The 25,480-nt window shown below is 71.8% G+C and carries 19 protein-coding genes; 9 read left to right on the top strand and 10 right to left on the bottom strand.

From position 1 onward, the window contains the following. Positions 1-72: 72 nt before the first annotated feature. The gene (locus E1262_RS04415) at positions 73-564 is read left to right on the top strand and encodes a GNAT family N-acetyltransferase (RefSeq protein ID WP_132101815.1); all 492 of its coding nucleotides are present in this window, start codon (positions 73-75) and stop codon (positions 562-564) included. On the opposite strand, the gene E1262_RS04410 is transcribed toward E1262_RS04415, so the two are convergent. Together E1262_RS04410 and E1262_RS04405 are read right to left on the bottom strand one after the other, a co-directional pair. Beyond that, entirely contained in the window at positions 477-1,364 is an 888-nt protein-coding gene (locus tag E1262_RS04410) for a cytochrome c oxidase assembly protein (RefSeq protein ID WP_203453525.1), read from the bottom strand. The two genes, E1262_RS04415 and E1262_RS04410, sit on opposite strands and share 88 nt — an antisense overlap. Then, positions 1,361-1,846 carry a DUF2243 domain-containing protein gene (locus E1262_RS04405; RefSeq protein ID WP_132101814.1) on the bottom strand — a complete coding sequence of 162 codons (486 nt, stop codon included), beginning with the start codon at positions 1,844-1,846 and terminating at the stop codon, positions 1,361-1,363. The genes E1262_RS04410 and E1262_RS04405 overlap by 4 nt, the downstream gene beginning before the upstream one ends. A gap of 109 nt (positions 1,847-1,955) precedes the next feature. Between E1262_RS04405 and E1262_RS04400 the strand changes: the two genes are divergently transcribed. The 3 genes from E1262_RS04400 (at position 1,956) to ctaD (ending at position 5,280) form a co-directional block, all read left to right on the top strand. Further along, a complete protein-coding gene (locus tag E1262_RS04400) occupies positions 1,956-2,561 on the top strand; it encodes a DUF2231 domain-containing protein (RefSeq protein ID WP_162605768.1) in 606 nt (201 codons plus the stop codon). A gap of 188 nt (positions 2,562-2,749) precedes the next feature. Next, positions 2,750-3,538, top strand: a complete 789-nt coding sequence (gene ctaC, locus E1262_RS04395; RefSeq protein WP_203453524.1) for an aa3-type cytochrome oxidase subunit II — start codon at positions 2,750-2,752, stop codon at positions 3,536-3,538. Further along, positions 3,535-5,280, top strand: coding sequence for an aa3-type cytochrome oxidase subunit I (gene ctaD, locus E1262_RS04390; protein ID WP_132101812.1), 1,746 nt, complete (start codon positions 3,535-3,537; stop codon positions 5,278-5,280). The genes ctaC and ctaD overlap by 4 nt, the downstream gene beginning before the upstream one ends. Before the next feature lie 25 nt (positions 5,281-5,305). Here ctaD and glmS read toward each other — a convergent pair whose 3' ends face one another. Then, positions 5,306-7,153, bottom strand: a complete 1,848-nt coding sequence (gene glmS / locus E1262_RS04385) for a glutamine--fructose-6-phosphate transaminase (isomerizing) (protein ID WP_132101811.1) — start codon at positions 7,151-7,153, stop codon at positions 5,306-5,308. A 72-nt stretch (positions 7,154-7,225) separates the two neighbouring features. Between glmS and coaA the strand changes: the two genes are divergently transcribed. Next, positions 7,226-8,173, top strand: a complete 948-nt coding sequence (coaA, locus tag E1262_RS04380) for a type I pantothenate kinase (RefSeq protein ID WP_238992823.1) — start codon at positions 7,226-7,228, stop codon at positions 8,171-8,173. Between the two features lie 145 nt (positions 8,174-8,318). On the opposite strand, the gene E1262_RS04375 is transcribed toward coaA, so the two are convergent. The 5 genes from E1262_RS04375 to E1262_RS30760 form a co-directional block, all read right to left on the bottom strand. Further along, positions 8,319-9,296 carry a GNAT family N-acetyltransferase gene (locus E1262_RS04375; protein WP_203453523.1) on the bottom strand — a complete coding sequence of 326 codons (978 nt, stop codon included), beginning with the start codon at positions 9,294-9,296 and terminating at the stop codon, positions 8,319-8,321. Between the two features lie 290 nt (positions 9,297-9,586). Continuing rightward, complete coding sequence (glmM, locus tag E1262_RS04370; protein ID WP_132101808.1) at positions 9,587-10,936, bottom strand: phosphoglucosamine mutase; 1,350 nt, start codon at positions 10,934-10,936, stop codon at positions 9,587-9,589. Positions 10,937-11,037: 101 nt separating this feature from the next. Continuing rightward, positions 11,038-11,517, bottom strand: a complete 480-nt coding sequence (gene rpsI / locus E1262_RS04365; RefSeq protein ID WP_132101807.1) for a 30S ribosomal protein S9 — start codon at positions 11,515-11,517, stop codon at positions 11,038-11,040. A gap of 8 nt (positions 11,518-11,525) precedes the next feature. Next, complete coding sequence (gene rplM / locus E1262_RS04360) at positions 11,526-11,969, bottom strand: 50S ribosomal protein L13 (RefSeq protein ID WP_132101806.1); 444 nt, start codon at positions 11,967-11,969, stop codon at positions 11,526-11,528. Between the two features lie 143 nt (positions 11,970-12,112). Then, positions 12,113-12,994, bottom strand: a complete 882-nt coding sequence (locus E1262_RS30760; protein WP_203453522.1) for a GNAT family N-acetyltransferase — start codon at positions 12,992-12,994, stop codon at positions 12,113-12,115. A gap of 68 nt (positions 12,995-13,062) precedes the next feature. Here E1262_RS30760 and E1262_RS31240 point away from each other — a divergent pair, with 68 nt between their 5' ends. Beyond that, positions 13,063-14,697 carry a helix-turn-helix transcriptional regulator gene (locus E1262_RS31240; protein ID WP_132101805.1) on the top strand — a complete coding sequence of 545 codons (1,635 nt, stop codon included), beginning with the start codon at positions 13,063-13,065 and terminating at the stop codon, positions 14,695-14,697. A gap of 755 nt (positions 14,698-15,452) precedes the next feature. After that, positions 15,453-16,559, top strand: a complete 1,107-nt coding sequence (locus E1262_RS04345) for a flavin-containing monooxygenase (RefSeq protein WP_132101804.1) — start codon at positions 15,453-15,455, stop codon at positions 16,557-16,559. Between the two features lie 17 nt (positions 16,560-16,576). On the opposite strand, the gene pulA is transcribed toward E1262_RS04345, so the two are convergent. After that, the gene (pulA, locus tag E1262_RS04340; protein ID WP_132101803.1) at positions 16,577-22,339 is read right to left on the bottom strand and encodes a pullulanase-type alpha-1,6-glucosidase; all 5,763 of its coding nucleotides are present in this window, start codon (positions 22,337-22,339) and stop codon (positions 16,577-16,579) included. A 141-nt stretch (positions 22,340-22,480) separates the two neighbouring features. Between pulA and E1262_RS04335 the strand changes: the two genes are divergently transcribed. Together E1262_RS04335 and E1262_RS04330 are read left to right on the top strand one after the other, a co-directional pair. Next, entirely contained in the window at positions 22,481-23,026 is a 546-nt protein-coding gene (locus E1262_RS04335) for a nuclear transport factor 2 family protein (protein WP_132101802.1), read from the top strand. After that, positions 23,020-23,925 carry a hypothetical protein gene (locus E1262_RS04330; RefSeq protein ID WP_132101801.1) on the top strand — a complete coding sequence of 302 codons (906 nt, stop codon included), beginning with the start codon at positions 23,020-23,022 and terminating at the stop codon, positions 23,923-23,925. Before E1262_RS04335 ends, E1262_RS04330 begins: the two co-directional genes overlap by 7 nt. Positions 23,926-24,322: 397 nt before the next feature. Here the strand turns inward: E1262_RS04330 and E1262_RS04325 are convergent, their stop codons facing one another. Beyond that, positions 24,323-25,462 carry a citrate synthase/methylcitrate synthase gene (locus tag E1262_RS04325; protein WP_132101800.1) on the bottom strand — a complete coding sequence of 380 codons (1,140 nt, stop codon included), beginning with the start codon at positions 25,460-25,462 and terminating at the stop codon, positions 24,323-24,325. Positions 25,463-25,480 lie beyond the last annotated feature (18 nt).

Genomic DNA, 25,480 nt, shown 5'->3' with positions numbered 1-25,480 from the left:
CATATGGCTAGACGCCCCCGGCGCCGGGCGTTCCGCATGCCGATACGCCGTGCTCGACCTACACTCGCGGCTATGGGCGAATTGGCACTCGTGGGCGGATTGGCCGGCGAGCACGTCGTCCTGCGCCCTGTCGCCGCCGATGACGTGCCCATGCTGCTGCACATCATCAGCACCCCCGAGGTCAAGCAGTGGTGGGATCCGGACGGCCTCGGCGATGGCTGGCTGCTCGAGGACAGCTCGACGACGCGGTACACGATCCTGGCCGGGCGGCGCATCGCCGGGCTGATCCAGTACTGGGAGGTCGACAACCCGCGCGACCGCCACGCCGGCATCGAGATCCTGCTCGACCCCGACCTCCACGGCCGCGGCCTGGGCCGCGACGCCGTCGGCACGCTGGCCCGGCACCTGTTCGACGCCTGCGACCACCACCGCATCGTCGTCGAGACCGCCGCGACGAACGAGGTGGCGATCCGCTGCTACGCCGCAGTGGGCTTCCGCCCGGTCGGCATTCTCACCGGCCGCGACGGCTTCGTCATGGACCTGCTCTCCAGCGACTTCGGCTGACTGCTGTGGCCGCCCCGGCGGGCTCGCCTGACGGTGAACAGCGCGATGGCGAGGAGCAGTTCGGCCCCGTCCCCGCCGTAGTACATCAGCTGTGCGGCCTGCCGGATCTCCTCCCGATCGTGCCCTGCCACCGTCGGCCAGGTGGCGGCCCGGGCGTACAGCGTCTTGGCGAGGTAGGCGTGTGCCCCGGCCACCCCGACGAGGACGCCGATACGCAGTCGCAGGCCCGGGCGGGCCGGCGCTGGATCCGGGCCGGCGACCGACCAGGCGAGGACGCAGCCGGTCATCAGCACGTGGAGGTGCAGCGCGGAACCGACGACCGGGTCGTGCACACTCGCTGCGTACAGCGGGGTGAAGTACAGGGCGTACATGCCGGCGACGGTCACCAGGCCGGCGGTGACCGGATGGGTCAGGACCCGCGCCGGGCGGCTGCGCAGTACGGAGGTCACACCGCGGGCGGCCCGCGCCGGCAGCGCCGCGAGCAGCGGCGTCATCGGGGCGGCGAGGACGAGCGCCACTGGCGCGTACATCCCCAGGAGCAGGTGCTGGAGCACGTGGCCGCGCGGGTCCGCCGCCGCGAGGGCGTGGACCGGCGGAGCGATGCCCAGCGCGATCAGCGCCGAGCCGCTGGCGAAGGCGGCCGTCCTCGCTGCCGGCCAGGCCCGCAGCGTGCGCCGCGTGAACCGGCCGACGGCGACCAGGTAGCTCATGACCAGGACGCAGGCGAGCAGAAGGCCGGGCAACCAGCCGACCAAGGCGACGTCGGGGTCGTGCCCACCGTGGGCGAGTACGCCGATCACTGCGCCCGGCTTCTGTCGCCGCCACGTGCCGCATCGCGGCGATGACGCCAGGCCAGCACCGCCCCGGCCACGACCAGCACCGCCCCGGCGGCGTTCCAGGCCAGGTCGTACGGCAGCAGATCGACGCCGTACCGCACCTGGTGCACCCGCATGACCTTGTGATCGACCAGTCCGTCCCACAGCTGGAAGAGCCCGGACCCCAGCAGCACACCGGCCCAGGCCGGGCCGCGGACGAGCTCGCGCCGGTGCCGGAGGTCGGCCAGGAGGGTGAAGCCGGCCACGAGCAGCACGAGCTCGGCGGCATGGAGCACACCGTCGGACAGCAGCGCGACGTCGCTCGACGACCGGTCGTAGAAGTGATGCCAGCCGAGCAGCTGGTGGAAGACGATCTCGTCCACCGCCGCCATCACGGCCGCGCCGATGATGGCGCCGACGACCAGCGATCGGCGCGGTGCGCGCTGCGTCGCGTCGGCTGGGCTCATGGCGTCGCTCTACCCAGCCCGCAGGCCGGCACGCACGCCGGCGCCGCGGCAGCACGAGCGCGGTGTCGCGACGACCGGTGACGATCACGGAAACGGGTACGCGACCACGATGACCGACACTGCTCTCACTCCCCAGCCCGACGATGCGGTCCGTGGTGGATCGTCCCCGTGGGCGGTCCGGATCGCCCAGCGCCTCGAGGACAGCCCCGTCGCCGACCGGTACGACGGGCCATTGCGAGCCGTCGCCGGCGCGCTGATCTCCTCCCCCATGAGCCGGCGCCTCCTTCACGGCCACTGGCTGGGCCACGCCGTTCATCCGTTGCTCACCGACGTGCCCGTCGGCGCGTGGACGTCGGCGGCCCTGCTCGACCTCTCGGGACGGCGCGAGCTGCGTCCGGCCGCGCGGTTCCTCGTCGGGGCCGGACTCGTCGCGGCGGTGCCCACCGCTGTGACCGGCCTCGCCGAGTGGGGCCGGACGGAAGGGGCCGCCCGCCGGGTCGGCGTGCTCCACGCCGCGAGCAACACGGCCGCGCTGGCCCTCTACTCCAGCTCGTTCGCCGCACGACGTGCGGGGCGCCACCGGCTCGGCGTGCTGCTCGGCCTGGGCGGGGCCGCTGCCGCCGGCGCCGGCGGCTTCCTGGGCGGTCACCTTGTCATCGCTCGCAAGGTCGGCAGCCGCCACCCGGTGTTCGACCGGCCGGCGGACGCCGCCTGACCCGGCCCGCCGACATTCCGGCCGGCCCGGAGGAGTGAAGGCAACGCCGGTGGGTATCGAGCCCGCCAGGCCGCGGGAGCGTTCGCGGGTGTGGCATCAGTAGCAGTCCCCGGGGGGTTCGAGACATGGCACATCCGACCCGTGCACGCGGCCGGTCTCTGATACCGGTACGCATCACGGCCGTACTCATGGGTGCGCTGGCGGCACCGGCGGGGTGCTCGGCCGAGCAGCGCGACGACTGGTCGCGCCTGGCGCTGCCCGAGCCGGCCACGGAGGAGGCGCCGCTGATCGGTGACTTGTGGGTCGGCGCCTGGATCGCCGCGTTGGCGGTCGGCGTGCTGGTGTGGGGCCTGATCATCTGGGCGGTCATCGCCTACCGCCGCCGCGGCGACGAACTGCCGAAGCAGACGCGGTTCAACATCCCGATCGAGTTCCTCTACACGCTCGCACCGCTGTTCGTCATCGTGCCGCTGTTCTGGCACACCATCGACAACCAGGACAAGATCACCGACATACGCACCGAACCGGATCTCACCGTCGACGTCGTCGGCTACCAGTGGTCGTGGACGTTCAACTACGTGGACGAGGACGTGCACGAGATCGGCACCATCAACGACCGGCCGACGCTGTACCTGCCCGTCGGTCAGATGGTCCGGTTCAACCTGGGCTCACCGGACGTCATCCACTCGTTCTGGATCCCGGAGTTCTACATGAAGCAGGACGTGTTCCCAGGTCAGCCGAACGCCTACCAGGTCACGCCCGACCGCGAGGGCACCTTCGAAGGGCGGTGCGCGGAGTTCTGCGGCCCGTTCCATCAGTCGATGCGGTTCAACGTCGAGGTGGTGCCCGAGCAGGAGTTCGACGCGAAGATGGACGCCCTCCGGGAGGCGGGCCAGACGGGGCTGGTGGATCCGCCGATCCGGGGCGCCTACGACGACGAGCCGCTGGACCCGGACGACCCCGGAGGCGACCGATGACCACCTTCCTGGAGCGGACCGCGGCCGCGCGCGCCGGTGTGACGCGGCCGAAGCGGAAGGGCAACGCGGTCGTCCGCTGGGCCACGTCGACCGACCACAAGATCATCGGCTATATGTACCTGATCGCGTCGTTCGGGTTCTTCCTGTTCGGCGGCGTGCTGGCGCTGTTCATCCGGGCCGAGCTGTTCTCTCCCGGCCGCCAGGTGGTCAGCGACGAGATGTACAGCCAGCTGTTCACCATGCACGGCACGATCATGCTGCTGCTGTTCGCGACGCCGCTGTTCATCGGCTTCGGCAACGTCATCGTGCCGCTGCAGATCGGCGCGCCCGACGTCGCGTTCCCGCGGCTGAACATGTTCAGCTTCTACCTGTTCGTGTTCGGCGGGCTGATCGTCTGCGCCGGCTTCATCACACCGAGCGGCGCGGCCGACTTCGGCTGGACCGCCTACGCGCCGCTGCACAACACCGTCTACAGCCCGACGGCGGGTGGCGACCTCTGGGTCGCCGGCCTGGCGATGAGCGGTTTCGGCACCATCTTCGGCGCCGTCAACTTCATCACGACCATCGTCGGCATGCGGGCACCCGGGATGACGATGTTCCGGATGCCGATCTTCACGTGGAACATCCTCGCGACGAGCATCCTGGTGCTGATCGCGTTCCCGCTGCTGGCCGCCGCGCTGTTCGCGCTGTTCGCCGACCGGAACCTCGACACCCACATCTTCGACCCGACCGCCGCCGGACCGATCCTCTGGCAGCACCTGTTCTGGTTCTTCGGCCATCCCGAGGTCTACATCATCGCGTTGCCGTTCTTCGGCATCATCACCGAGGTCATCCCGGTGTTCAGCCGCAAACCGCTGTTCGGCTACAAGGGCCTGATCTTCGCCACCCTCGCGATCGTCGGACTCTCGGTGGCGGTGTGGGCGCACCACATGTTCCCCACCGGCGCCGTGAACCTGCCGTTCTTCTCGGCCATGACCATGCTCATCGCCATCCCGACCGGGCTGAAGTTCTTCGCCTGGATCGGCACCATGTGGCGCGGATCGATCACGTTCGAGACACCGATGCTGTTCGCCATCGGCTTCCTCGTGACGTTCCTGTTCGGCGGCCTGACCGGCATCATCCTGGCCTCGCCGCCGCTGGACTTCCACGTGCACGACAGCTACTTCGTGGTGGCGCACTTCCACTACGTGGTCTTCGGCACGGTCGTGTTCGCGATGTTCTCCGGGTTCTACTTCTGGTGGCCCAAGTTCACCGGCCGGATGCTGCACGAAGGCCTCGGTAGGGTGCACTTCTGGCTGCTGTTCATCGGCTTCCACGGCACCTTCATGGTGCACCACTGGCTGGGCGTCGAGGGCTTCCCGCGTCGCTACTCCGACTACGAGGCCGACGACGGGTTCACCTTCCTCAATCAGTTCTCGTCGGTGTTCGCCTTCGTGCTGGCCGCGTCGACGCTGCCGTTCCTGTGGAACGTCTGGCAGAGCCGCCTCGCACCGAAGGTCCAGGCCGACGACCCGTGGGGCTTCGCGAACTCACTGGAGTGGGCCACCTCGTGCCCGCCGCCGCGGCACAACTTCACGTCACTGCCGCGGGTGCGCAGTGAGCGGCCCGCGTTCGACCTCAAGTACCCCGAGATCGCTGCGACGGCGGAGGGCAAGCCGGCCGAGGCCGGGCCACTGACGGAGGCCCTCGGCCCGCCCGACATCGGCGAGTCCGCCCGCGACGACGGTGACCGCGAGTCCTGAACGAGCCGGGCGGCCGGCAGGCGAGCTACTCGACCGTGACGCTCTTCGCCAGGTTCCGCGGCTGGTCGACGTCGAAGCCGCGGGCACTGGCCATCTCGCAGGCGAACACCTGCAGCGGCACCGTCGAGACGACCGGCTGCAGCAGCACCGGGCACTCCGGCACCCGGATGAGGTGGTCGGCGTACGGCACGACGTCCTCGTCGCCCTCCTCGGCGATGACGATGGTGCGGGCGCCGCGGGCGCGGACCTCCTGGATGTTGCTGACGATCTTGTCGTGCAGCACCGAGCGGCCCTTGGGCGACGGCACGACGACGATGATCGGCACGCCCTCCTCGACCAGCGCGATGGGGCCGTGCTTCAGCTCGCCGGCGGCGAACCCCTCGGCGTGCATGTAGGCGAGCTCCTTGAGCTTGAGCGCGCCCTCCAGCGCCACCGGGTAGCCGACGTGGCGGCCGAGGAACAGCACCGACGTCGAGTTCGACAGCAGCCGGGCGAGCTCGCGGACCGGCTCCATCGTCTCGAGGACGAGATCGACCTTGGCCGGCAGGTCGGAGAGGTCGCGGACGACGGAGCGGATCTCGTCGCCCCACTTGGTGCCGCGGACCTGGCCGAGGTAGAGCCCGACCAGGAAGCAGGCGATCATCTGGGTGAGGAACGCCTTCGTCGACGCGACGGCGACCTCGGGGCCGGCGTGGGTGTACAGGACGGCGTCGGACTCGCGCGGGATGGTGGCGCCGTTGGTGTTGCAGATGGCCAGCACCCGGGCGCCCTGCTCGCGGGCGTACCGCAGCGCCATCAGGGTGTCCATCGTCTCGCCGGACTGGCTGATCGCGATCACCAGCGTCTGCCGGTCGACGACGGGGTCGCGGTAGCGGAACTCGCTGGCCAGCTCGACCTCGCAGGGCAGCCGGGTCCAGTGCTCGATGGCGTACTTGGCGACCATGCCCGCGTGGTAGGCGGTGCCGCAGGCCACGACGACGACCTTGTCGACCTCGCGCAGCTCGTCGTCGGACAGCCGCATCTCGTCCAGCGACAGCAGGCCGTCCTTGCCGATGCGCCCGAGCAGGGTGTTGGCGACCGCCTTCGGCTGCTCGGCGATCTCCTTGAGCATGAAGTAGTCGTAGCCGTCCTTCTCGGCGGCCGAGGCGTCCCAGTCGACGTGGAAGCGCTTCTCCTCGACGGCGTTGCCGTGGAAGTCGGTGAGCGTGACGTCATCGGGCGTGATCTCGACGACCTGGCCGTCGCCGATCTCGAGCGCCTCGCGGGTGTACGCGATGAACGCGGAGACGTCTGAGGCGAGGAAGTTCTCGCCCTCACCGACGCCGATGACCAGCGGCGAGTTGCGGCGGGCGGCGACGACGCGGTCTGGAGTGTCGGCGTGCACGGCGAGCAGCGTGAAGGCGCCGTCGAGGCGGCGGCAGACCGCGCGCATGGCGTCGGCCAGCTCCGAGCCCGCGGCGACCTCGGCGGCCAGCAGGTGCGCGACGACCTCGGTGTCGGTCTCAGACGCGAACCGGACGCCGCCGTCCTCCAGCTCGGCGCGCAGTCGCGCGAAGTTCTCGATGATGCCGTTGTGGATGACCGCCACCCGCCCGGACTCGTCCAGGTGCGGGTGCGCGTTGCGGTCGGTCGGCGAGCCGTGCGTCGCCCAGCGCGTGTGGCCGAGCCCGGTGCTCGACACCGGCAGCGGCAACTCCTCGAGCGCCTTCTCGAGGTTCACCAGCTTCCCGGCCCGCTTGGCCGAGGCCAGGGCGCCGTCGGCGACGACCGCCACACCCGCGGAGTCGTACCCGCGGTACTCGAGCCGGCGCAGCCCCCCGACGACGACGTCGAGCGCTGCGCGATGTCCTGTGTATCCCACGATCCCGCACACGGCGGTCACTGTAACCGCAGTCGGCCCCGGATCGCGCATCGCCAGGACGAGTCGGCCAGAATGAGGGCCATCATGACTGTTGTCCGCGACTCCTCACCGTTCGTCGACCTGTCCCGCGCGGACTGGGCGCGGCTGCGCGACGAGACGCCGTTGTCGCTGACGGCGGCCGAGCTCGACGAGCTGCGCGGCCTCGGCGACGCCGTCGACCTGGACGAGGTGCGCGACGTCTACCTGCCGCTGTCGCGCCTGCTCAATCTGCGGTTCCGGGCCACAGCGCGGCTGCACGAGGCGACGACGACGTTCCTCGGCGGGTTCGCCGCGCGCACCCCGTTCGTCATCGGCATCGCCGGCTCCGTCGCGGTCGGGAAGTCGACGACGGCGCGGCTGCTGCGGGTGCTGCTGGCCCGGTGGTCCGAACATCCGCGGGTGTCGTTGGTCACGACAGATGGCTTCCTGCTGCCCAACGCCGAGCTGCAGCGACGGGGCCTCATGCAGCGCAAGGGCTTCCCGGAGTCCTACGACCGGCGGGCGCTGCTGCGGTTCGTGTCGGCGGTGAAGTCCGGTGAGCCGGTGGTGACGGCGCCGGTGTACTCGCACCTGACCTACGACATCGTCGAAGGTGAGCACATCACCGTCGAGCAGCCCGACATCCTGCTGATCGAGGGCCTGAACGTGCTGCAGCCGGCCCGCCCGCGCCCAGACGGCGTCTCCGGCCTGACGGTCAGCGACTTCTTCGACTTCTCGTTGTACGTCGACGCCTCGCCGAAGGACATCCGCCGCTGGTACGTCGAGCGGTTCCTGCGGCTGCGTGAGACGGCGTTCCAGCGGCCGGAGTCGTACTTCCGCCGCTACGGCGACCTCACCCACGAGGCCGCCGTCATGCAGGCCGAGCAGCTCTGGGACACCATCAACGGCCCCAACCTCGCGCAGAACATCCTGCCGACCCGCGGCCGGGCCACACTGACGCTGGCGAAGGGCCCGGACCACTCGGTGCAGCGGATCAAGCTGCGCAAGATCTGACGGCGGCCGGGCCGCCGCCCGGCACTCAGGCCCTCTCGATTTCGGATCGGCCGAGATGATCTCGCGCTCTCCAGCAGCGTCACGGTCTGGACCGGTGGCTCGGGGGGGCCTCCGGCCCCCGTCACCGCCGGTGCTCGGCCGATCCTCAGAGGCTGCGCTGGTAGGCGGCCGACCAGCCGGCGACCTGGTAGCCGAGCGTCTCGTTGATCGCGATCATGTGCGTGTTGGAGTCGGCGTTCCACGTCCACACCGTCTGCACGCCGGGCCGGTCGGCCAGCAGCTGGCGCAGGTTCGCGGCCTTGAGCAGCAGGCCGAGCCGGTGGCCGCGGTGCCGAGGGTCGACGATGGTGGCGTCCTGTAAGCCGGTGTCGTCACTGTCGCGGGAGACGGAGATCACGGTGACGCCGGCCATGGTGCCGTCGGGCGCGAGGGCCGCGGCGACCCACGTCGCGCGGCGCATCCGCTCGCGTCGTTGCTCACCGGTGCGGATGCGGGCGGCGTCCCACGTCTCGGGCTCGTAGTCGAGCTCGCCGAGCGGCGCGTCGGTGCTCATGCGGCCCTCGAGCCGGGCGTACTCGTCGACGTACTCGTCCGGTGCGCGGTCACGCCAGGTGACGATGCGGTAGCCCGCGGCGTGCGGCCGGGCCTCCTCCTCGGCGCGCGCGATGCCGTCGAGGTCGAACGGCGGCCGCTGCACCCGGCTGATCTCGGTCATGCGGCGGGTGAAGCCGTACTTCTCGGCGAACACCGTGCCCGAGGTGTGGCCGGTGCCGGTGGGACCCTCGATGTAGAGCAGCTGGCTGGTGCGGCCCGCGGCCTTCGACGCCTCATCGAGGGTGGCCAGCAGCGCGCTGCCGATGCCCCGGCGCGACTCCTCGGGCCGGACGAACACCTCAGGCTCGGCCAGCGTGAGGTTGTCGCGCAGCGGAAGCCCCAGCACGGCCGCGCCGACGGCCTTGCCGCCGTCCTCGGCCAGCCACAGCTGGGCGGCGTGGTGCTCGGTGCCCTCGTATACGACCTTCAGCTCGGGTTCGAGCCACTGCGGGCCGGTGGGGTGGTCGGCAAGGCGCGCGCTGATGTGCACCTCGTACCAGGCGGCGAAGTCGGCATCGGAGGCGGACATCTGTCGGATCTGCACACGTCGAGCCTCGCTCGCGCCGCCCGGGCGCCGCAACGGGTTTTCGGGCCCTCCGACCCGATCCGTGGCTCCATCTCGCCACGTTTTCTGGAGCATCACCACGCCTGCAATCGTATTGAGGCTCGGCAAATCCTGGTGATGTAGGCGATCCTTGATGATCACGGCTATCCACAGACCACACGTGCATGCCACGGCACATCGAGGCGTGCCCAGACTCGGCCCGCCCCCGGACCCCACGGCCCGACCCACGGATCGGGGGCGGAGAGCCGTTTTCGTCAGAGCGCGAGCTCGGCCTGGACGGTGGCGGCCAGACGGCGGGCGACGGTCTCGGCCTGCTCGGGGGTGGCGGCCTCGACCATGACCCGGACCAGCGGCTCGGTGCCCGACGGGCGGAGGAGGACGCGGCCGGTGTCGCCGAGCTCGGCCTCGGCCTCGGCGACGGCGGTCTTGACGCCTTCGTCGACGGTGACCCGGCTCTTGTCGACGCCCTTGACATTGACCAGGACCTGCGGCAGCCGCTGCACGACGCCGGCCAGCTCCGCCAGCGAGGTGCCGGTGGAGGCCACTTGCGCGAGCAGGTGGACGGCGGTGAGCACGCCGTCGCCGGTAGTGCCGTGGTCGAGCATGACCACGTGGCCGGACTGCTCGCCGCCGAGGTTGTAGCCGCCGGCCTTCATGGCTTCGAGGACATAGCGGTCGCCGACGGCGGTGTCGATGACGTTGACGCCGGCCGAGCGCATGGCCAGCCGGAAGCCCTCGTTGGACATGACGGTGGCGACGACGGAATCGCGGCGCAGCGTCCCCTGGGCGCGCATGGCCAGCGCGAGGATGGCCAGGATCTGGTCACCGTCGACGATCTCGCCGGTGGCGTCGACCGCCAGGCACCGGTCGGCATCGCCGTCGTGGGCGATGCCGAGGTCGGCGCCGGACGCGATCACCTGGGCCGCGACGACGTCGAGGTGGGTGGAGCCGCAGTTGTGGTTGATATTCAGGCCGTCGGGCTCGGCGCAGACGGTGACGACGTCGGCGCCCAGGCGGCGCAGCGCCTCGGGGGCGGCGCGATAGGCGGCGCCGTGCGCGCAGTCGACGACGACCCGCAGGCCGTCGAGGCGGGCCGGCGCGGTGCCCACGATGTGCGAGATGTAGGTCTCGAGGCCCTGCGGGTGCTCGTGCACGCGGCCGACCTCGGCGCCGGTGGGCCGGTTCCACGGCTCGCGCAGCCGGGCCTCGATGGCGTCCTCGATGGCGTCCTCGAGCTTCTGGCCGCCCTTGGCGAAGAACTTGATGCCGTTGTCGGGCATCGGGTTGTGGCTGGCCGACAGCATGACGCCGAGGTCGGCGTCGAGCATGCCGGTGAGGAACGCGACGGCAGGCGTGGGCAGCACGCCGACCTTGAGGACGTCGGCGCCGGCGCTGGCGAGGCCGGCCACGACGGCGGCCTCGAGGAACTCACCGGACGCCCGCGGGTCGCGGCCGACGACGGCGACCGGGCGACGACCGGAGCCGAACGCGCCGATCTCGCCCAGCACGTGGGCGGCGGCGACGGAGAGGTCGAGAGCGAGCTCGGCCGTGAGATCGGAGTTCGCCAGGCCGCGAACGCCATCGGTGCCGAAGAGACGAGCCACTGAAGGTGCTCCTAGTGAGGCCGGGAGGAGTCGTAACGCGAACGGCCCCGGAGTTGGTGCACCCCCGGGGCCGTTCGCGGAATTCGCGCAGGTGCGCGAAATCAGCGCTTGCTGTACTGCGGAGCCTTGCGGGCCTTCTTGAGACCGGCCTTCTTCCGCTCCGTGACGCGGGCGTCGCGGGTGAGGAAGCCGGCCTTCTTCAGCGCCGGCCGGTTGTTCTCGGTGTCGGCGGCGTTCAGCGCACGGGCGATGCCCAGCCGGAGCGCGCCGGCCTGACCGGTGACGCCACCGCCGTCGATGCGGGCGACGATGTCGTAGCGGTCGGTGAGCTCGAGCTCGACCAGCGGCGAGCTGACCAGCTGCTGGTGCACCTTGTTCGGGAAGTAGGTGTCGAGCGTGCGGCCGTTGATGGTCCACTGCCCGGTGCCCGGCGTGATGCGGACGCGAGCGATGGCCTGCTTGCGTCGGCCAGTGGCCGCGGCGGCCTCGATGTTCGAGAAGCGCGACGGCGCCGACTCGGAGGTGTAGCTCTCGATGGGAGCGTCGTCGGTGTCGATCTCGTCGACGGTGGTCTCAGTCATGTCCTCACTCACTGCGCGACCTGGCCGATCTCGTACGGCACGGGCTGCTGGGCCTGGTGCGGGTGCTCCGGGCCCGCGTACACCTTCAGCTTGGACAGCATCTGCCGGCCCAGGCTGTTGTGCGGGAGCATCCCCTTGACGGCCTTCTCGATGGCCCGGCGGGGGTTCTTCTCGAGGAGGTCGCGGTAGTTGGTGGAGCGCAGACCGCCCGGCCGGCCGGAGTGCCGGTGGTCGAGCTTCTGCACCAGCTTGCTGCCGGTGAGCGCGACCTTCTCGGCGTTCACGACGATGACGAAGTCGCCGGTGTCGACGTGCGGCGCGTAGACGGGCTTGTGCTTGCCGCGCAGCAGGGTCGCGGTCTGGCTGGCGAGCCTGCCGAGGACGATGTCGGTGGCGTCGATGACGTGCCACTGGCGCTGGACATCGCCGGGCTTGGGGCTGTACGTGCGCACGGTCGTAGGCCTTCGCTTTGGTCGAGAGGATGGATCTGGTCGGTGGCTGGCGTGCCGCGCTCCGGTACGCACAACGACACGACAGAATACCTGTGCAGGCGCCGCATGGTCAAAACGGTCGGGAATCCCCCACCGGACGCCGGTCACACGTTCGCGTGCACCATCTCATACTGGGCCAGCTCCTCGCGAACCCAGCCGGTCGCACGGAAGAACTCGGCCCCGTCTTCCTCCGGCACCAGAGGCGGCACCGTCCACCGCCGTCCCGGGAACGACTCGCGCAGCGCGGCCAGCAGCGCCCGCCCGTGACCCCGCCGGCGGGCGGCCGGCTCGGTGTGCACGGCGCCCAGCACCGCGGTGGTCTCGGTGACGCTCACCAGCGCCGCGGCCGGGCCCAGCGCGTACGCCCGACGCGGCGGCACGGAGGCGGCCAGCGTCTCCGGCGCTAGCTGCCAGGGCGGCTCGTCCGACCCGCTCAGTCCGGCGGCCACCCCGCGGGCGAACCGCGCCGGGTCGATCGGCGCCGGCACGGACGGCGGCACCGGCCCGGCCGCCTCCGGCCGCTCCCAGCGGTAGCCGACGAGCGTCCGCGTGGTCCGGAAGCCGAGCCGCTCGTACAGCCGCACGGCCGCGGCGTTGCTGGTGATGACCTCGAGCGTGATCCTGGTCGCGCCGGCCTCTGTGCAGCGGGCGACCGCCCGCTCCATCAGCGCCCGGCCCACGCCGACGCCACGGTAGGCCGGCGTGCAGGCGAACCCGCCGATCCGCGCCGTCGTGCCACGCCGGGCGATCAGGCAGATGCCCGCGAGGTCGTCGCCCGCGGCGTACACCTCGCTGAGGTAGCGGTCGAGGTGCTCGGCGCCGAACCGCCGCTCGAACCCCGGCCCGTCGACCGACACCGGCACGACGTAGCCCTCGAACGCCCGCGTCATCGCCTCGGCGGCCCGCTCCGACGTCAGCGCGGCGACCGGGCGCGCCGTCAGCCCGCCGGCCGCGGTGGGGATCTCGTCAGCAGCGGCATCGACCACAGCACGATTGTCCCCCGGCCCCAGGAGTAGCGTGGCGGCAGGACGGTGTGCGGGCGCTGGGGGGGCGCATGACCACAACCGAGGCGCTGGACCGGGGCCGCGCCGCCTTCGAGCGGCGGGCCTGGGCCGAGGCGCATGCGCAGCTCGCGGGCGCCGACGCCGCGTCGCCGTTGTCCACCGCCGATCTGGAGCTGCTGGCCGTCTCGGCGTACCTGGCCGGTCACGACGACGAGAGCGCGGCCCTGCAGGAACGGCTCTACGGTGAGCTGCTGCGCGCGGGCCGGGCGCACTCGGCCGCCCGGTGCGCCGTCTGGCTGGCGTTCCTCCTGTTCAACCGCGGTGAGCAGGCGCAGGCCGGTGGCTGGCTGGCCCGGGCCGACCGCCTCCTCGACGAGGTCGGGCGCGACTGCGCCGAGAGCGGCTACCTGCTCGTGGCCCGAGCCCGGCAGATGCTGGCCGTCGGTGACGAAGCGGTGGCTGCGGAGATGTTCGCCGAGGTCGGCGCCATCGGCCAGCGCCACCGCGACGTCGACCTGGTGGTCCTCGGCCGGATGGGCCAGGGCCGGGCGCTGGTCGGGCTGGGCAAGGTCACGGAGGGTATCGCGCTGCTCGACGAGGTGATGGTCGCGGTCACTTCCGGCGAGGTCGGGCCGGTGCTCACCGGCATCGTCTACTGCACCGTCCTCGACGCCTGCCGGGCGACGTTCGACCTGCGCCGGGCTCGCGAGTGGACGACGGCGCTCAGCCGCTGGTGCGAGGCTCAGCCGGACCTCGTGCCGTACCGCGGCGAGTGCCAGGTGCACCGCGCTCACGTGCTGCGCGACCAGGGGGCCTGGCAGGACGCGTTGGCCGTGGCCGGAGACGCCTGCCGCCGGCTGTCCGACCCGCCGGGCCAGCCGGCCGTGGGCGACGCCCACTACGAACGGGCCGAACTGCACCGGCTGCGCGGCGAGGTGGCGGCCGCGGAGGACGCCTACCGGCTGGCCGGCCTGAGCGGGCGAGACCCGCAGCCCGGTCTGGCCCTGCTCCGGCTGGACCAGGGCCGGGTGGCGGCCTCGGTCGCCGGGCTGCGCCGTGCGCTCGACGAGATCCCGAGCCCGATCGAGCGCCCGGCCCTGCTCGCGGCGCTGGTCGAGGCGCTGCTGGCGGCCGGCGACGCCGACGGTGCCGATACGGCCGCGGCCGAGCTGGCCGAGCTGGCCGGCGCCGCCCAGGTGCCGATGCTGGCCGCGATGTCCGCGTACGCGACGGCGTCGGTGCGGCTCTCGCGTGGTGACCCGGCCGGCGCGCTGGCCGCGGCGCGGCGGTCATGGGCCGGCTTCCATGACGTGGCGACGCCGTACGAGGCCGCCCGTGCCCGGGTCCTGGTCGGGCTGGCCTGCCGCGAGCTCGGCGACGCCGACGCCGCCGCGGTGGAGTTCGACGCGGCGGCGCGGACGTTCCGGCGGCTCTCCGCCGGACCCGACCTCGACCGGCTGCGGACGCTGACGGACGGCGGCCCGGCGGGGGGCGGCGGGCTGACGCCCCGGGAGCTGGAGGTCCTGCGGCTGGTCGCCGCCGGGCGGAGCAACCGGGCGATCGCGGACGCGCTGGTGCTCAGCGACAAGACGGTCGCGCGGCACGTGAGCAACATCTTCACCAAGATCGGCGTCTCGTCGCGCGCCGCGGCGACCGCGTTCGCCTACGAGCACGACCTCGTGTGAGGTGGCCACGGAAGTGCACGTTGGGCCGTCCCCCTGCTGCCCGATTGTCTTGGCCGCGTGCGTGCGCCTCAAGTCCGCGGCCTCTGACTGTGTGCTGTTCTCAGTGGTTAGGGGCCTTGGACTTGACCCGCGCGCACGCGGCTAAGAACGGGCAGCTATCAGGGGGACGGGGGGAGTGTGGCGACGGCGCCGGGGCGTGGGGCCCGCTTCGGTGTGGCGTTGATGTCGTTCGGCGTCCACCTGGTGAGATATGCCGGCGTTTCGGGGGCCATCACGAGGATTACCCGAGCATCGACACGGCTGCAATCGTGTTGATGCTCGGGTAATCCTCGTGATGTAGGCGATCCTTGATGATCATGTCGGTCGACAGGCCCACAGCGGACCCGAACGTCGGCTGCGGACCCCGAGTCGTGCCCAGACTCGCCCCGTCCCCCTGATAGCTGCCCGTTCTTGGCCGCGGAGCCGCGGGTCAAGTCCGCCCCGTCGTCGCGAAGCGACCCCATGGCGGACTTGAGGCGCGGTTGTGCGGCCAAGAGAATGGGCAGCAGGGGGACGGCCAACGTTGCAGCACAGGCGCACGTGAACCCCGCGGACCCGACGCCGACCCAACTCCCACCTGACGCGGGCGCCCGCCATCTACACAGAACTACCCATCCCCGGCCGGCCGCGAAGATGCATGGTTAGCCCGACGCGCCCGCCGCGGCGCCGCTCCTACCGTCGAGGCCTGACCTGCCGGAACGTACGGGGAGGGCGTCATGGATCAGCACATCGAGACGATCGTCGTCGGGGGTGGACAGGCGGGGTTGAGCGTCGGCTACCACCTCGCCAAGCGGCGTCGGCCGTTCCTCATCCTGGACGAGCAGCGCCGCACGGGCGACAACTGGCGCCGCCACTGGGACTCGCTGCGGCTCTACAGCCCGGCGCGCTACGACGGGCTGCCGGGGATGCGCTTCCCCGGCCCCGGCCGGGCGTTCCCGACGAAGGACGAGGTCGCCGACTACCTGGAGGCCTACGCGGCCCGCTTCGAGCTGCCGGTCGAGCACGGCGTCCGCGTCGAGACCCTGACGGAGAGCGACGACGGCGCCGGATACGTCCTCGACTGCGGGGACCGGCGGCTCACGGCGGACAACGTCGTCGTGGCGACGGGGACGTTCGGGACGCGCGCGTACGCGCCGCCGTTCGCGGCCGAGCTGGACCCGGCCATCGCGCAACTGCACTCCAGCCAGTACCGGCGGCCGGACCAGCTCGCACCTGGCCCCGTCCTGGTCGTCGGGGCGTCGCACTCGGGGGCGGACATCGCGGTCGAAACCGCCCGCGAGCACCATACGATCCTGTGCGGCCACTCGAGAGGCCAGCTCCCGGTCCCGCTGGAGTCGCGGCGCGCGCAGGCGGCGTTCCCGGTGCTCTGGTTCCTGGCCCGGCACGTGTTCACGCTGCGCACGCCGATCGGACGCAAGATGCGCCCGGAGATCCGCACTCACGGCGGCCCGCTGCTGCGGGTCCAGGCGGACGACCTCGCCGCGGCCGGCGTCGAGTGGATCCCCGAGCGGGTCACCGGCGTGCGGGAGGGGAACCCGGTGCTCGACGGCGGCCGGGTGCTGGACATTGGGACGGTGGTCTGGTGCACCGGGTTCCGGCAAGACTTCACCTGGATCCGGTTGCCGGTCCTGGGCGACGACGGCTGGCCCCTGGAGGAGCGCGGCGTCGTGCCGTCGTCGCCCGGCCTCTACTTCACCGGCCTGGCCTTCCAGAGCGCATTCAGCTCCATGCTGGTCGGCGGCGCAGGGCGGGACGCCGAGTACGTGGCGCGGCACATCGCCCGCCGGCCGCGCGCCGGCCGGCCCGCGGCCGTCGCCGCGTAGCCGGCCGGCACCCCCCGTCAGCGCTGCTCGAACACCGCGACCGTCCGCGCCGGGACGGTGAGGCCGTCCGCGCCCGCGGTGGCGGACCGGACGACGGGGTCGGCGCCGGCGGCCTGGACGGGGTGCAGCCGCAGGCTCGCGCCGTCGTCGACCGGCACCGTCACCGCGGACGGCGTCGCGTTGAAGACCACGACCAGCCGCTCGCGGTCCGGGTCGAGGTCCTCACCTGCCCGGTCGTCGAGCTGCATGACGATGGCGCCGGCGGGCTGCGACGGTCCGCCGTCGCCGAACGACACCCGCTCCCGCACCAGCTCGGCCGACCCGAGCCGGAACAGCGGCGACGAGAACCGCAGCCGCAGCAGGTCCTGCGCCATCGCCGTCGACGTCGCGAGGTCGGCCGGGCCCGGCTTCAGCGACGGCGACGCGAGCAGCGGGCGCATGAAGTCCCACTTCGCGGAGTTGTCGGTCGCGGGCGGCAGGCCGGATCCGAACGTGCTCTCCTGCCCTGTCCAGTCGATCCGGTTGAACCAGTCGCCGGAGTCGTAGGAGTTGCGGTCCAGCGACTTCGACCGCAGCAGGTCCGCGCCCGCGTGCCAGAACGACGGGCCCTGGGCGAGCGCCGTCGTGGCCAGCGACAGCACGTTCATCCGCACGCGGTCGGCCATCGGCGTGTCCGCCGGCAGCTTGTACGCGAGCGCGTCGTAGAGCGTCTCGTTGTCGTGCGCGTCGACGTAGGTGATGACCTCGGCCGGGTCGGCGGTGTAGCCGGCCGGCGAGCCGTTGTAGTCGACGTCGGCGCCGGTCACGGCCGCGCCGGTGCTGTCGGTGAACGGGTAGTCGCGCAGGTTGCCGGTCAGCCCGACCTTGATCAGGTCCTGCAGGTGCAGCAGCCGTTCGCGCTGCTCGCCCGGCGTCCCGTTGACGGCCGCGCCGTTCGGGTCGGTGAACAGGCCGCTGCCGAAGCCCTGCTGCCGCGGGTCCTCGTCGAACGGGCCGCCGCCGCGGACGCCGTCGCGCAGCCGGTCGTTGAAGGTCCCGATGCCAGCGCCGTACAGCTCCAGCTGCGTGGCCTGCCGGAACCGGGCGTTGTTCGCGACCTCGCCGAAGTTCCAGCCCTCGCCGTACACGTAGACGGACGCGCCGTCGACGCCGTCGCGCTCCACCGTCAGCTCGTCCAGGGCGGCGCGGACGCGCTCCATCGTCGCCCGGCTGTGGTGGCCCATGAGGTCGAACCGGAACCCGTCGACCTTGTAGTCGCGCGCCCAGGTGACGACGGAGTCGACGATCAGCTTCTCCATCATCGCGTGCTCCGACGCCGTGTTCGCGCAGCAGGTGGACGTCTCGACGGTGCCGGTGGCGGAGAGCCGCTGGTAGTAGCCGGGCACGATCCGGTCCAGCACCGACTGGTCGTCCTGGCCGGCGGCGTGGGTGTGGTTGTAGACGACGTCCATGACGACCCGCAGCCCGGCGCCGTTGAGCGCTGCCACCATCTCGCGGAACTCCCGCGTCCGGCCGGGGCCGTCCGGGTTCGTCGCGTAGGAGCCCTCCGGGACGGTGTAGTGCAGGGGGTCGTAGCCCCAGTTGAACCCGTCCTGCCCGGCGACCGCCGCGGTGCACGCCTGCTGTGCCTCGCCCGCGGGGTCCGCCTCTGTCAGCGCTTCGAGATCGCAGTCGGGGGTGGCCTGTGCGGCGCGGTCCTCCGGCACCGTAGCGATGTCGAACACCGGCAGCAGGTGGACGGTGTTGAGCCCGGCGTCGGCGAGCGCGGACAGGTGCCGCATCCCGGCCCCGTCGGCGTCAGCGAAGGCCAGGTACGTGCCGCGGTGCGCCTCCGGCACGGACTCGTCGCCGATGGAGAAGTCGCGGACGTGCAGCTCGTAGATGGTGGAGTCCTCCGGCTGCGCCAGCTCCGGCTTGACGAGACCGGCCCACGCCGGCGGCGCCAGCGCGGGGTCGTCCAGGTCCACGACCAGCGACCGCTGCGAGTTCGTCGTCAGCGCCATGCTGTACGGATCGGTGACGACGTTGGTCTCGACGGCGCCGGTCTCCGGCACGTACACCTGCACGGCGAACGCGTACGCAGCGCCGGCCCAGCGCGGGTTTCCGCGGGCGGTCCAGACGCCGTCGCCGTCGCGGCGCATCGGCACCGTCTGCTCGGTGCTCGACCCGGGCGGCGTGAGCAGCAGGTCGACCTGCTTCGCCGTCGGCGCCCAGACCGCGATGTCCGGGCGGCGGCCGTGCCAGACGACGCCCAGCTCACGGTCCGCGGCGCGCACGTGGACGTCGTCCAGGACGCCGGGCAGCTGGACCCCGGTGGCGTCGACCAGCCGGCCGAGGTCGTCGTACGCGGCGACGGCGAGCTGCCCGGTGAGCAGCTCCTCGACGTCCTTCGTGGCGGCCAGAATGAGCGCGTCGTACCCGGCCAGGTGCGGGTACTGCTCCCGAATCTCCTCCGGCAGCTCACCCAGGGTGAGCGGGTACGACGTCCCGCCGGTGACGGCCTCGGCGTCCAGCCCGAGGCCGCCCGACGGCGCCGCGTGCAGCCGGAAGCTCCAGTCCGCCGCGGCCGCCGGCAGGTCCCAGGCCAGCAGCCCACGCTCCAGCCAGTGCGCCTTCTGCTGGGTGAGGTCGGCCTGCGACTCCGCGGCCGACGCCGTCACCGTCAGCACGTGGGTGGCGACGTCATAGCTCAACGTGGCGCGGGCGCCGGCCGGCACGGTGAAAGCGATGTTGGACCCGTCCGGCGCACCACCCGCGCCGTAGTTCTCGTCCCAGCTCAGCCCGTGCGTCACCTTCGCCTCGTACGTCCCGGCGGCGATGCCCGTCGTCGAGAGTGTGTAGATGCCGTCGCCGTCGGGATCCTTCAACCACGATCGCATGCAGGCCGGGTCCCAGTCGCCCGGGCAGCCCAGCTCGGACTGGAACGACCCCGGCACGGTGACGATCGGGTCCTGCGCGTCGCTGGTGATCCAGTGCGTGGCATGGTCGTAGTAGAACGTGACGTCGCCGGCCGCGGGCAGCGGCAGTGGGATGTTCGGGCCGTCGCGGCGGGCGCCCAGGCCATAGTTCTCCGCCCACGAGCCGTCGATCGCGACCTTGTACTCGAAGTCACCCGCGGGCAGTGCGAACGTGCCCTTCCAGACGTCGTCGTTCGCGTCCAGCGTCAGGCCGGCCTGCACGCACGCCGGGTCCCAGTCGCCGCCGCAGCCCATCTCGGTGTTCAGGCTGCCGGGGACGGTGACCCGGTCCGGCTGCTCGACCGGCCCGCCGCCGCCCGGCTCCTCGCCCTCGTCCTGCGGCTCGCCCACCACGCCGTACGTCGAGGTCACCGAGAGGTTGCCGGAATGGTCCTTCAGCACCGCGCGGTACTCCACCAGCGTCCCGTGCGCGAGGTCCGTGACGTCGTGGAAGACGCGGTACGGGGCGTTGTCGTCGGTACCGAGCACCTGCCACGCGGACGTGCCGAGCGGCCGCCAGGCCAGCGTCACCTGGTTGAAGCCGCCGGCCGGCACGGAGACCCCGACCTCGGCGCGGCCGCCGACGGTCCCGCCGGCGCCGGGCGTGCGGAAGTGCAGCGCCGGCGCGTCCTTGGCCGCCTTCAGCGGCTTCGGCGCCCGCCAGACCGTCGCCGACAGCGGCGGCACGGTGACGGTGACGCGGCCGTCGGCGTCGGAGCGGAGGTCGGCGGCGCCGGCCGGCCAGACGCCCTTGAACGAGGTGCGGGCGTTGAACGTGTCGAAGCCGACCGTCTGCGGTTGCGTCGAGTTGTTGGTGGCGACGACGTACTCGACCTGCTCGTCGGCGTCGATGCGGCTGAACGCGTACACGCCGGCGTCGTCGCTGGCGTAGCGGTGGATCTGCGCGCCGTCGGCGAGCGCCGGGTGCTCGTCGCGCAGTGCGGACAGCTCGGCCAGGCGCCGGTAGATCGGGTGCTCCGAATCGAAGTTCTCCTCCGCCGTCGTGGCGTCGGTGCCGATGAGGTCGTCGTCGTTGTAGCTGGCGACCTGGCTCTCGAACATGTCCTGCCGGGCGTCCTTGTCGCCGCCGTCGCCGGTGAAGCCCTGCTCGTCGCCGTAGTAGACGACCGGCTGGCCGCGGGTCAGGTACATGAGGTCGTGCGCGAGCAGGGAGCGGTCCAGCTGCTCGTCCGGCGCTACCCCGGTGTCCTGGACGAACATCCCGATGCGGCCCATGTCGTGGTTGCCGAGGAAGGTCGGCAGCGAGTACGCGTTGGAGTCGGCGTCGGTGTAGTGGTCGTCGCCGGCGAACAGGTCACGCAGCTCCGTCGTCGGGCGGCCGGTCGCGAAGCCCTGCGCCCGGGCCTGGAAGCCGAAGTCGATGGTGGCCTGCAGCCCGCCCTCGGTCGTGTACCGCGACATCGCGGCCGGGTTCGCGTCGTACACCTCGCCGAACATGAAGAAGTCGTCGGCTCCGGAGTCGTGCGCGGCGTCGAGCACCTCGGGCGCGAACTTCTGCCAGAACTCCATGTTGACGTGCTTGACGGTGTCGATGCGGAACCCGTCGACGCCGAACGCGGCCCAGTACCGGTAGATGTCGATCATCCCGTCGCGGACGGCGGGCTGCTCGGTGAACAGGTCGTCCAACCCGACGAAGTCGCCGTACAGGTCGCCCTCGCTGCCGTCGAAGGCCGCGTTGCCGCGGTTGTGGTAGAGCGTCGGGTCGTTCAGCCAGGCCGGGACCTTGACCGTCGCATCCTCGGGCGTGCGGAAGAACGGCGTGTACGGGAACGAGGTCTCCGTGTCCAGCGGCGGGAACGTGTCGCCGGCGGCGTACTGGCTGTCGTCGAAGACGTTGCCGACGGCGTCGCGGTACGGGACGTCGCTCTTCGGGACGTACGTGTACTGCCCCTGCTCGTAGTCGATGACGTCGGCGGTGTGGTTGGTGATGATGTCGAAGAACACCTTGATGCCCCGTGCGTGCGCCTCGTCGATGAGCCGGCGCAGTTCGTCGTTGGTGCCCAGGTGCGGGTCGATCCGGGTGAAGTCGGTGATCCAGTAGCCGTGGTAGCCGGCGCTGACGTCGGCGCCGCTGCCCTGCACCGGGCGGTTCATGAACGACGGCGTCAGCCAGATCGCCGTCGTGCCGAGGTCCTCGATGTAGTCCAGCCGGCGCAGGATCCCGGCGAGGTCGCCGCCGTGGTAGAAGCCCTTGTCCGCGGGGTCGTGCCCATGGACCAGCCGCGGTTCCTCCGCCCCGGGCGGTACCCCGTGACCCCCGGTGTCGTTCGCCGGGTCGCCGTTGTCGAACCGGTCGGCCATGACGAAGTAGAACCGCTCATCGGTGAGCCCGGCGCGCAGGCTGTCGCCGGCCAGCTGTTCGTCCTCCTCGGTGAGGCCGGGCTGCGGGTGCGTCGGCGCGACGGCGATCCGGTGCGACGCGTGGTCGTAGGAGAACGTCACCTCGGCGTCGGCCTCGAGGACCAGCGGGAGGTTCGGGCCGTTCGCGACGCCGCCCGCGCCATAGTTCTCGTCCCAGCCGCCGTTCAGCGCGACCTTGAACTCGTAGCTGCCCGGCTCGAGGGTGACGGCGCTCTCGTAGGTCCCCGTGCTCGTGCGGGTCAGCTCGGTGGCGTCGCAGGCGGGGTCCCAGTCACCGGCACATCCCAGTTCGCTCTGCAGACTGCCCACCAGCGTGACGGTGTCGGGCTGCGGCGTGTGGTCGGCGACGGCGGGAGTGGCGGCCGTCGCTGCGGTGGCGGCGACGAGCCCCAGGGAGGCCGTCAGAACGAGGAGGCGGCGGGCGGTCGGCAGGGTCGGCATCGAGCACTCCCGGGGCGGACGGCGGTGTCACGGTGTCCGAGACGCTAGCCACCCCCGGCGACCGTTGCAAGACTTGCAGCAAGCTTTCAAGGCCGGGGTTCGACGCGTGCCTTGTGGTGACGTATGGAATGATCCGGTGTCATGACACCCGCTCGCGTCGTCGTGTCCACTCTCGCCGCGGCGGGATTGGTGCTGGCCGCTGCCGCGTGCTCTGGTGAGTCCGAGGAGCCCACCGGCCTCGAGACGTCTGCCGCGACGGCCGCGCCCACGACCACTGAAGACCCCGACGCCGCCGCCGTCGCCGAGATCGAGGCGCAGTACCAGCGCTACTGGGACATTGTCATCGCGTCCGAGAACGAGCTCGACGAGTCCTACGAAGAGCTCAAGACCGTGGCGACGGAGCTGATCGCCCAGACTCAGGTGGCCGACGTCCGCGGCCTGGTCGACACCGGCGTCACCCGCGACGGCGCGCCGGTCCTCGGCCCGCCGCAGGTCACCGTCGACGGCGACACCGCCCGGGTCGAGAGCTGCGTCGACGAGGACGGCTGGAACGTGTACCAGAACGGCGAGCCGCTGGAGCGCGAGCTGCTGGGCCCGCGGCCCCGGGTCTTCGACCTCGAGCGGGTCGACGGGCAATGGTTGGTCAGCGAACGAGTGGATCAGAGCGAGGCGACCATCACATGCTGAGGCGAACGATCACGTCGCTGCGGCTGCTGCTGGCCACGGCGGTGGCCGCCACCGGCCTGCTGGTCATGCTGCCCACCGCGTCGGCCGAGTGCGAGCTGGTGTGGTCGGAGCTGCCGAACGGCGAGATGGGCTGGGTCGAGGAGTGCAGCGACTCCGGCGGCGACGACGGCGAGGACACCGGTGGCGACAACGGTGACGGCGGCGAGCAGGAGCCCACGTGCGACCTGAGCCAGGTCGAGGGCGAGGGCCCGCCCACCGCGGTGCAGTGGTGCATGGGCACCGAGGCCTGCTGGGGCAACATCCCCTCGCTGAACCCGCCGGAGGACTGGGAGCAGCTGGCCGGCGAGCCGTCGCCGGGCGAGGGCTACATCGTCACGTTCGTGGTCTGCTACCCGAGCAACCCCGGCGGCACCTGGCAGTGGATCCTCCCGCCGGAGGAGCAGGGCCCGAGCCTGTGGGACCTCGCCTGGCAGGCGTTCGGCAACATCGCCACGCCCGACTTCACGCTGGCGTTCTCGCCGCCGGACCGGTCCTTCGTCAACCTCGACACCTGGTACTGGGCCGAGGGCCCGAGCGACGGCGAGATCATCGGCGAGTCCACGGGCGCGGTCAACGCCATCGCGACGCCCGACCGCATCGAGGTCGACCCCGGCGACGGCAGCGGCGTGCTGCAGTGCCCGTTCACCGTGGCAGAGAGCGACGCCTGCAGCCACGTCTACGCCGAGGCGTCCGTCGACCATCCCGACGGCTACCCGGCCCGCATGCGGCTGGTCTACGACATCTCGTTCACCAACAACGGCGATCCGCTGGAGCTGGATGGACTACCCACCACGCTGGAGAGCCCCTGGGTGGACGGCCCGCTCCCGGTCGCCGAGGCCCAGTCGATCGTCGTCGAGTGAGCCCCGCCGCCGGTCCCCGTCACGCGGCGCCGGAAGTGCACGCGACCGGTTCTCACCGACCGAGGTGGGGGCGCCTTGCATGTCAGCGCGATGAGCCATGGGCAGGGCAGCACAAAGGGTTGATGATCACGGAGAAACGCGGGTTCCGGGACGCTGGGAACGCCCCGACCCGTGGAACCGGGACCACGCCAGTGCACCTGGAGGTGTGCCCAGACTCGCCCCGCCCCCTGCATAGCGCCCTGGGCCGCCGTCGCCTCATGTTGATCATGGAGAAGGTCGAGTTTCCAGCGCCCCGGGACCCGACCTTCTCCATGATCAACAAGGATTTGGTGACGTGCGAGAAGCCCCCTGATCGCTCGGCTCGCCCGATCCTCGAGTCAGGCCGCTCGCCGTCGCGTCACGCGGCGGGAACGGGCACGGGCGGCGGCGGGCCGACGTAGCGGGCCGCCGGCCGGATGATCTTGCTGTCGGCGGCCTGCTCGAGGATGTTCGCCGTCCAGCCGACCACCCGGGCGACGGCGAACGTCGGGGTGAACATCGCGCGCGGCAGCCCGCACTGCTCCATGACGACGCCGGCGTAGAACTCGACGTTGGTGTGCAGCTCGCGGCCGGGCTTGAGCTCGGCCAGGATCGCCTCGACCTGCCGCTCCACCTCGACGGCGAACTCGACCAGCGGGCCACCGAAGCCGACCGCGATCTCGCGCAGCATCCGCGACCGCGGGTCCTCGGTGCGGTAGACCGGGTGGCCGAAGCCCATGATCCGGTCGCCGGCCAGCACCCGCTCGCGCACCCATGACTGGATCCGGTCCGGCGTCCCGATGGCGTCCAGTGTGTCCAGTGCCCGGCTCGGCGCGCCGCCGTGCAGTGGGCCGGACAGCGCCGCGATGCCGCCGACCAGGCAGGCGGCGACGTCGGCACCGGTCGACGCGATGACCCGGCCGGTGAACGTCGACGCGTTGAAGCCGTGGTCGATGGTCGAGATGAGGTACCGCTCGACGGCGCGGGCGTGCTCGGGCGCCGGCTCCCGGCCGGACAGCATGTAGAGGTAGTTGGCCGTGTGCCCGAGGTCGGCGCGCGGCTCGACCGGGTCCAGCCCCTGCCCGAGCCGGTACAGCGCCGCCAGCAGCGTCGGCACCACGGCGCCGGCCAGCAGCGCATCGTCGCGCCGCTCGTCGGCGGTGAGGTCGTAGACCGGACGGAACCCGGCGGCGGCGCCGGTCAGCGACAGCGCCGTACGCAGCCCGGCCATCGGCCCCGACGCCGCGCTCGCGCGGGCGATCGCAGGCAGCGCCGCCCGCACGTCGTCCGGCAGCGCCCGCAGCCCGGCGACCCGGCGGGCGAACGCCGCACCCTCCGCCGCGGACGGCAGCGCGCCGGCCAGCATCAGGTGCCAGACGTCCTCGAACGTCCGGGTCGTGGCCAGCTCGACGGCGGAGTACTCGCGGTAGTGGTAGAAGCCCTCGCTGCCACGGACGTCGCCGAGGACGGTCTCGGTGACGACGACCCCCGCCAGCCCGCGCGGCACCTGTGCAGTCATGATCCCTCCAGCCCAGCA

The sequence above is a fragment of the Jiangella aurantiaca genome (assembly GCF_004349105.1).
Classification (GTDB): domain Bacteria; phylum Actinomycetota; class Actinomycetes; order Jiangellales; family Jiangellaceae; genus Jiangella; species Jiangella aurantiaca.
The sequence above is the reverse complement of the archived record's forward strand: the minus strand, read 5'-3'. Positions and strand labels throughout refer to the sequence as shown.

Bases quoted from the DNA above. Each gene is read 5' to 3' on its own strand.
- E1262_RS04325 (WP_132101800.1), bottom strand. From the start codon at position 25,462: ATGACTGCACAGGTGCCGCGCGGGCTGGCGGGGGTCGTCGTCACCGAG.
- E1262_RS04415 (WP_132101815.1), top strand. From the start codon at position 73: ATGGGCGAATTGGCACTCGTGGGCGGATTGGCCGGCGAGCACGTCGTC.
- E1262_RS04375 (WP_203453523.1), bottom strand. From the start codon at position 9,296: ATGTCCGCCTCCGATGCCGACTTCGCCGCCTGGTACGAGGTGCACATC.
- E1262_RS04335 (WP_132101802.1), top strand. From the start codon at position 22,481: ATGACACCCGCTCGCGTCGTCGTGTCCACTCTCGCCGCGGCGGGATTG.
- coaA (WP_238992823.1), top strand. From the start codon at position 7,226: ATGACTGTTGTCCGCGACTCCTCACCGTTCGTCGACCTGTCCCGCGCG.
- E1262_RS04345 (WP_132101804.1), top strand. From the start codon at position 15,453: ATGGATCAGCACATCGAGACGATCGTCGTCGGGGGTGGACAGGCGGGG.
- E1262_RS31240 (WP_132101805.1), top strand. From the start codon at position 13,063: ATGACCACAACCGAGGCGCTGGACCGGGGCCGCGCCGCCTTCGAGCGG.
- rpsI (WP_132101807.1), bottom strand. From the start codon at position 11,517: ATGACTGAGACCACCGTCGACGAGATCGACACCGACGACGCTCCCATC.
- E1262_RS04400 (WP_162605768.1), top strand. From the start codon at position 1,956: ATGACCGACACTGCTCTCACTCCCCAGCCCGACGATGCGGTCCGTGGT.
- E1262_RS04405 (WP_132101814.1), bottom strand. From the start codon at position 1,846: ATGAGCCCAGCCGACGCGACGCAGCGCGCACCGCGCCGATCGCTGGTC.
- ctaC (WP_203453524.1), top strand. From the start codon at position 2,750: ATGGGTGCGCTGGCGGCACCGGCGGGGTGCTCGGCCGAGCAGCGCGAC.
- ctaD (WP_132101812.1), top strand. From the start codon at position 3,535: ATGACCACCTTCCTGGAGCGGACCGCGGCCGCGCGCGCCGGTGTGACG.
- E1262_RS04330 (WP_132101801.1), top strand. From the start codon at position 23,020: ATGCTGAGGCGAACGATCACGTCGCTGCGGCTGCTGCTGGCCACGGCG.
- pulA (WP_132101803.1), bottom strand. From the start codon at position 22,339: ATGCCGACCCTGCCGACCGCCCGCCGCCTCCTCGTTCTGACGGCCTCC.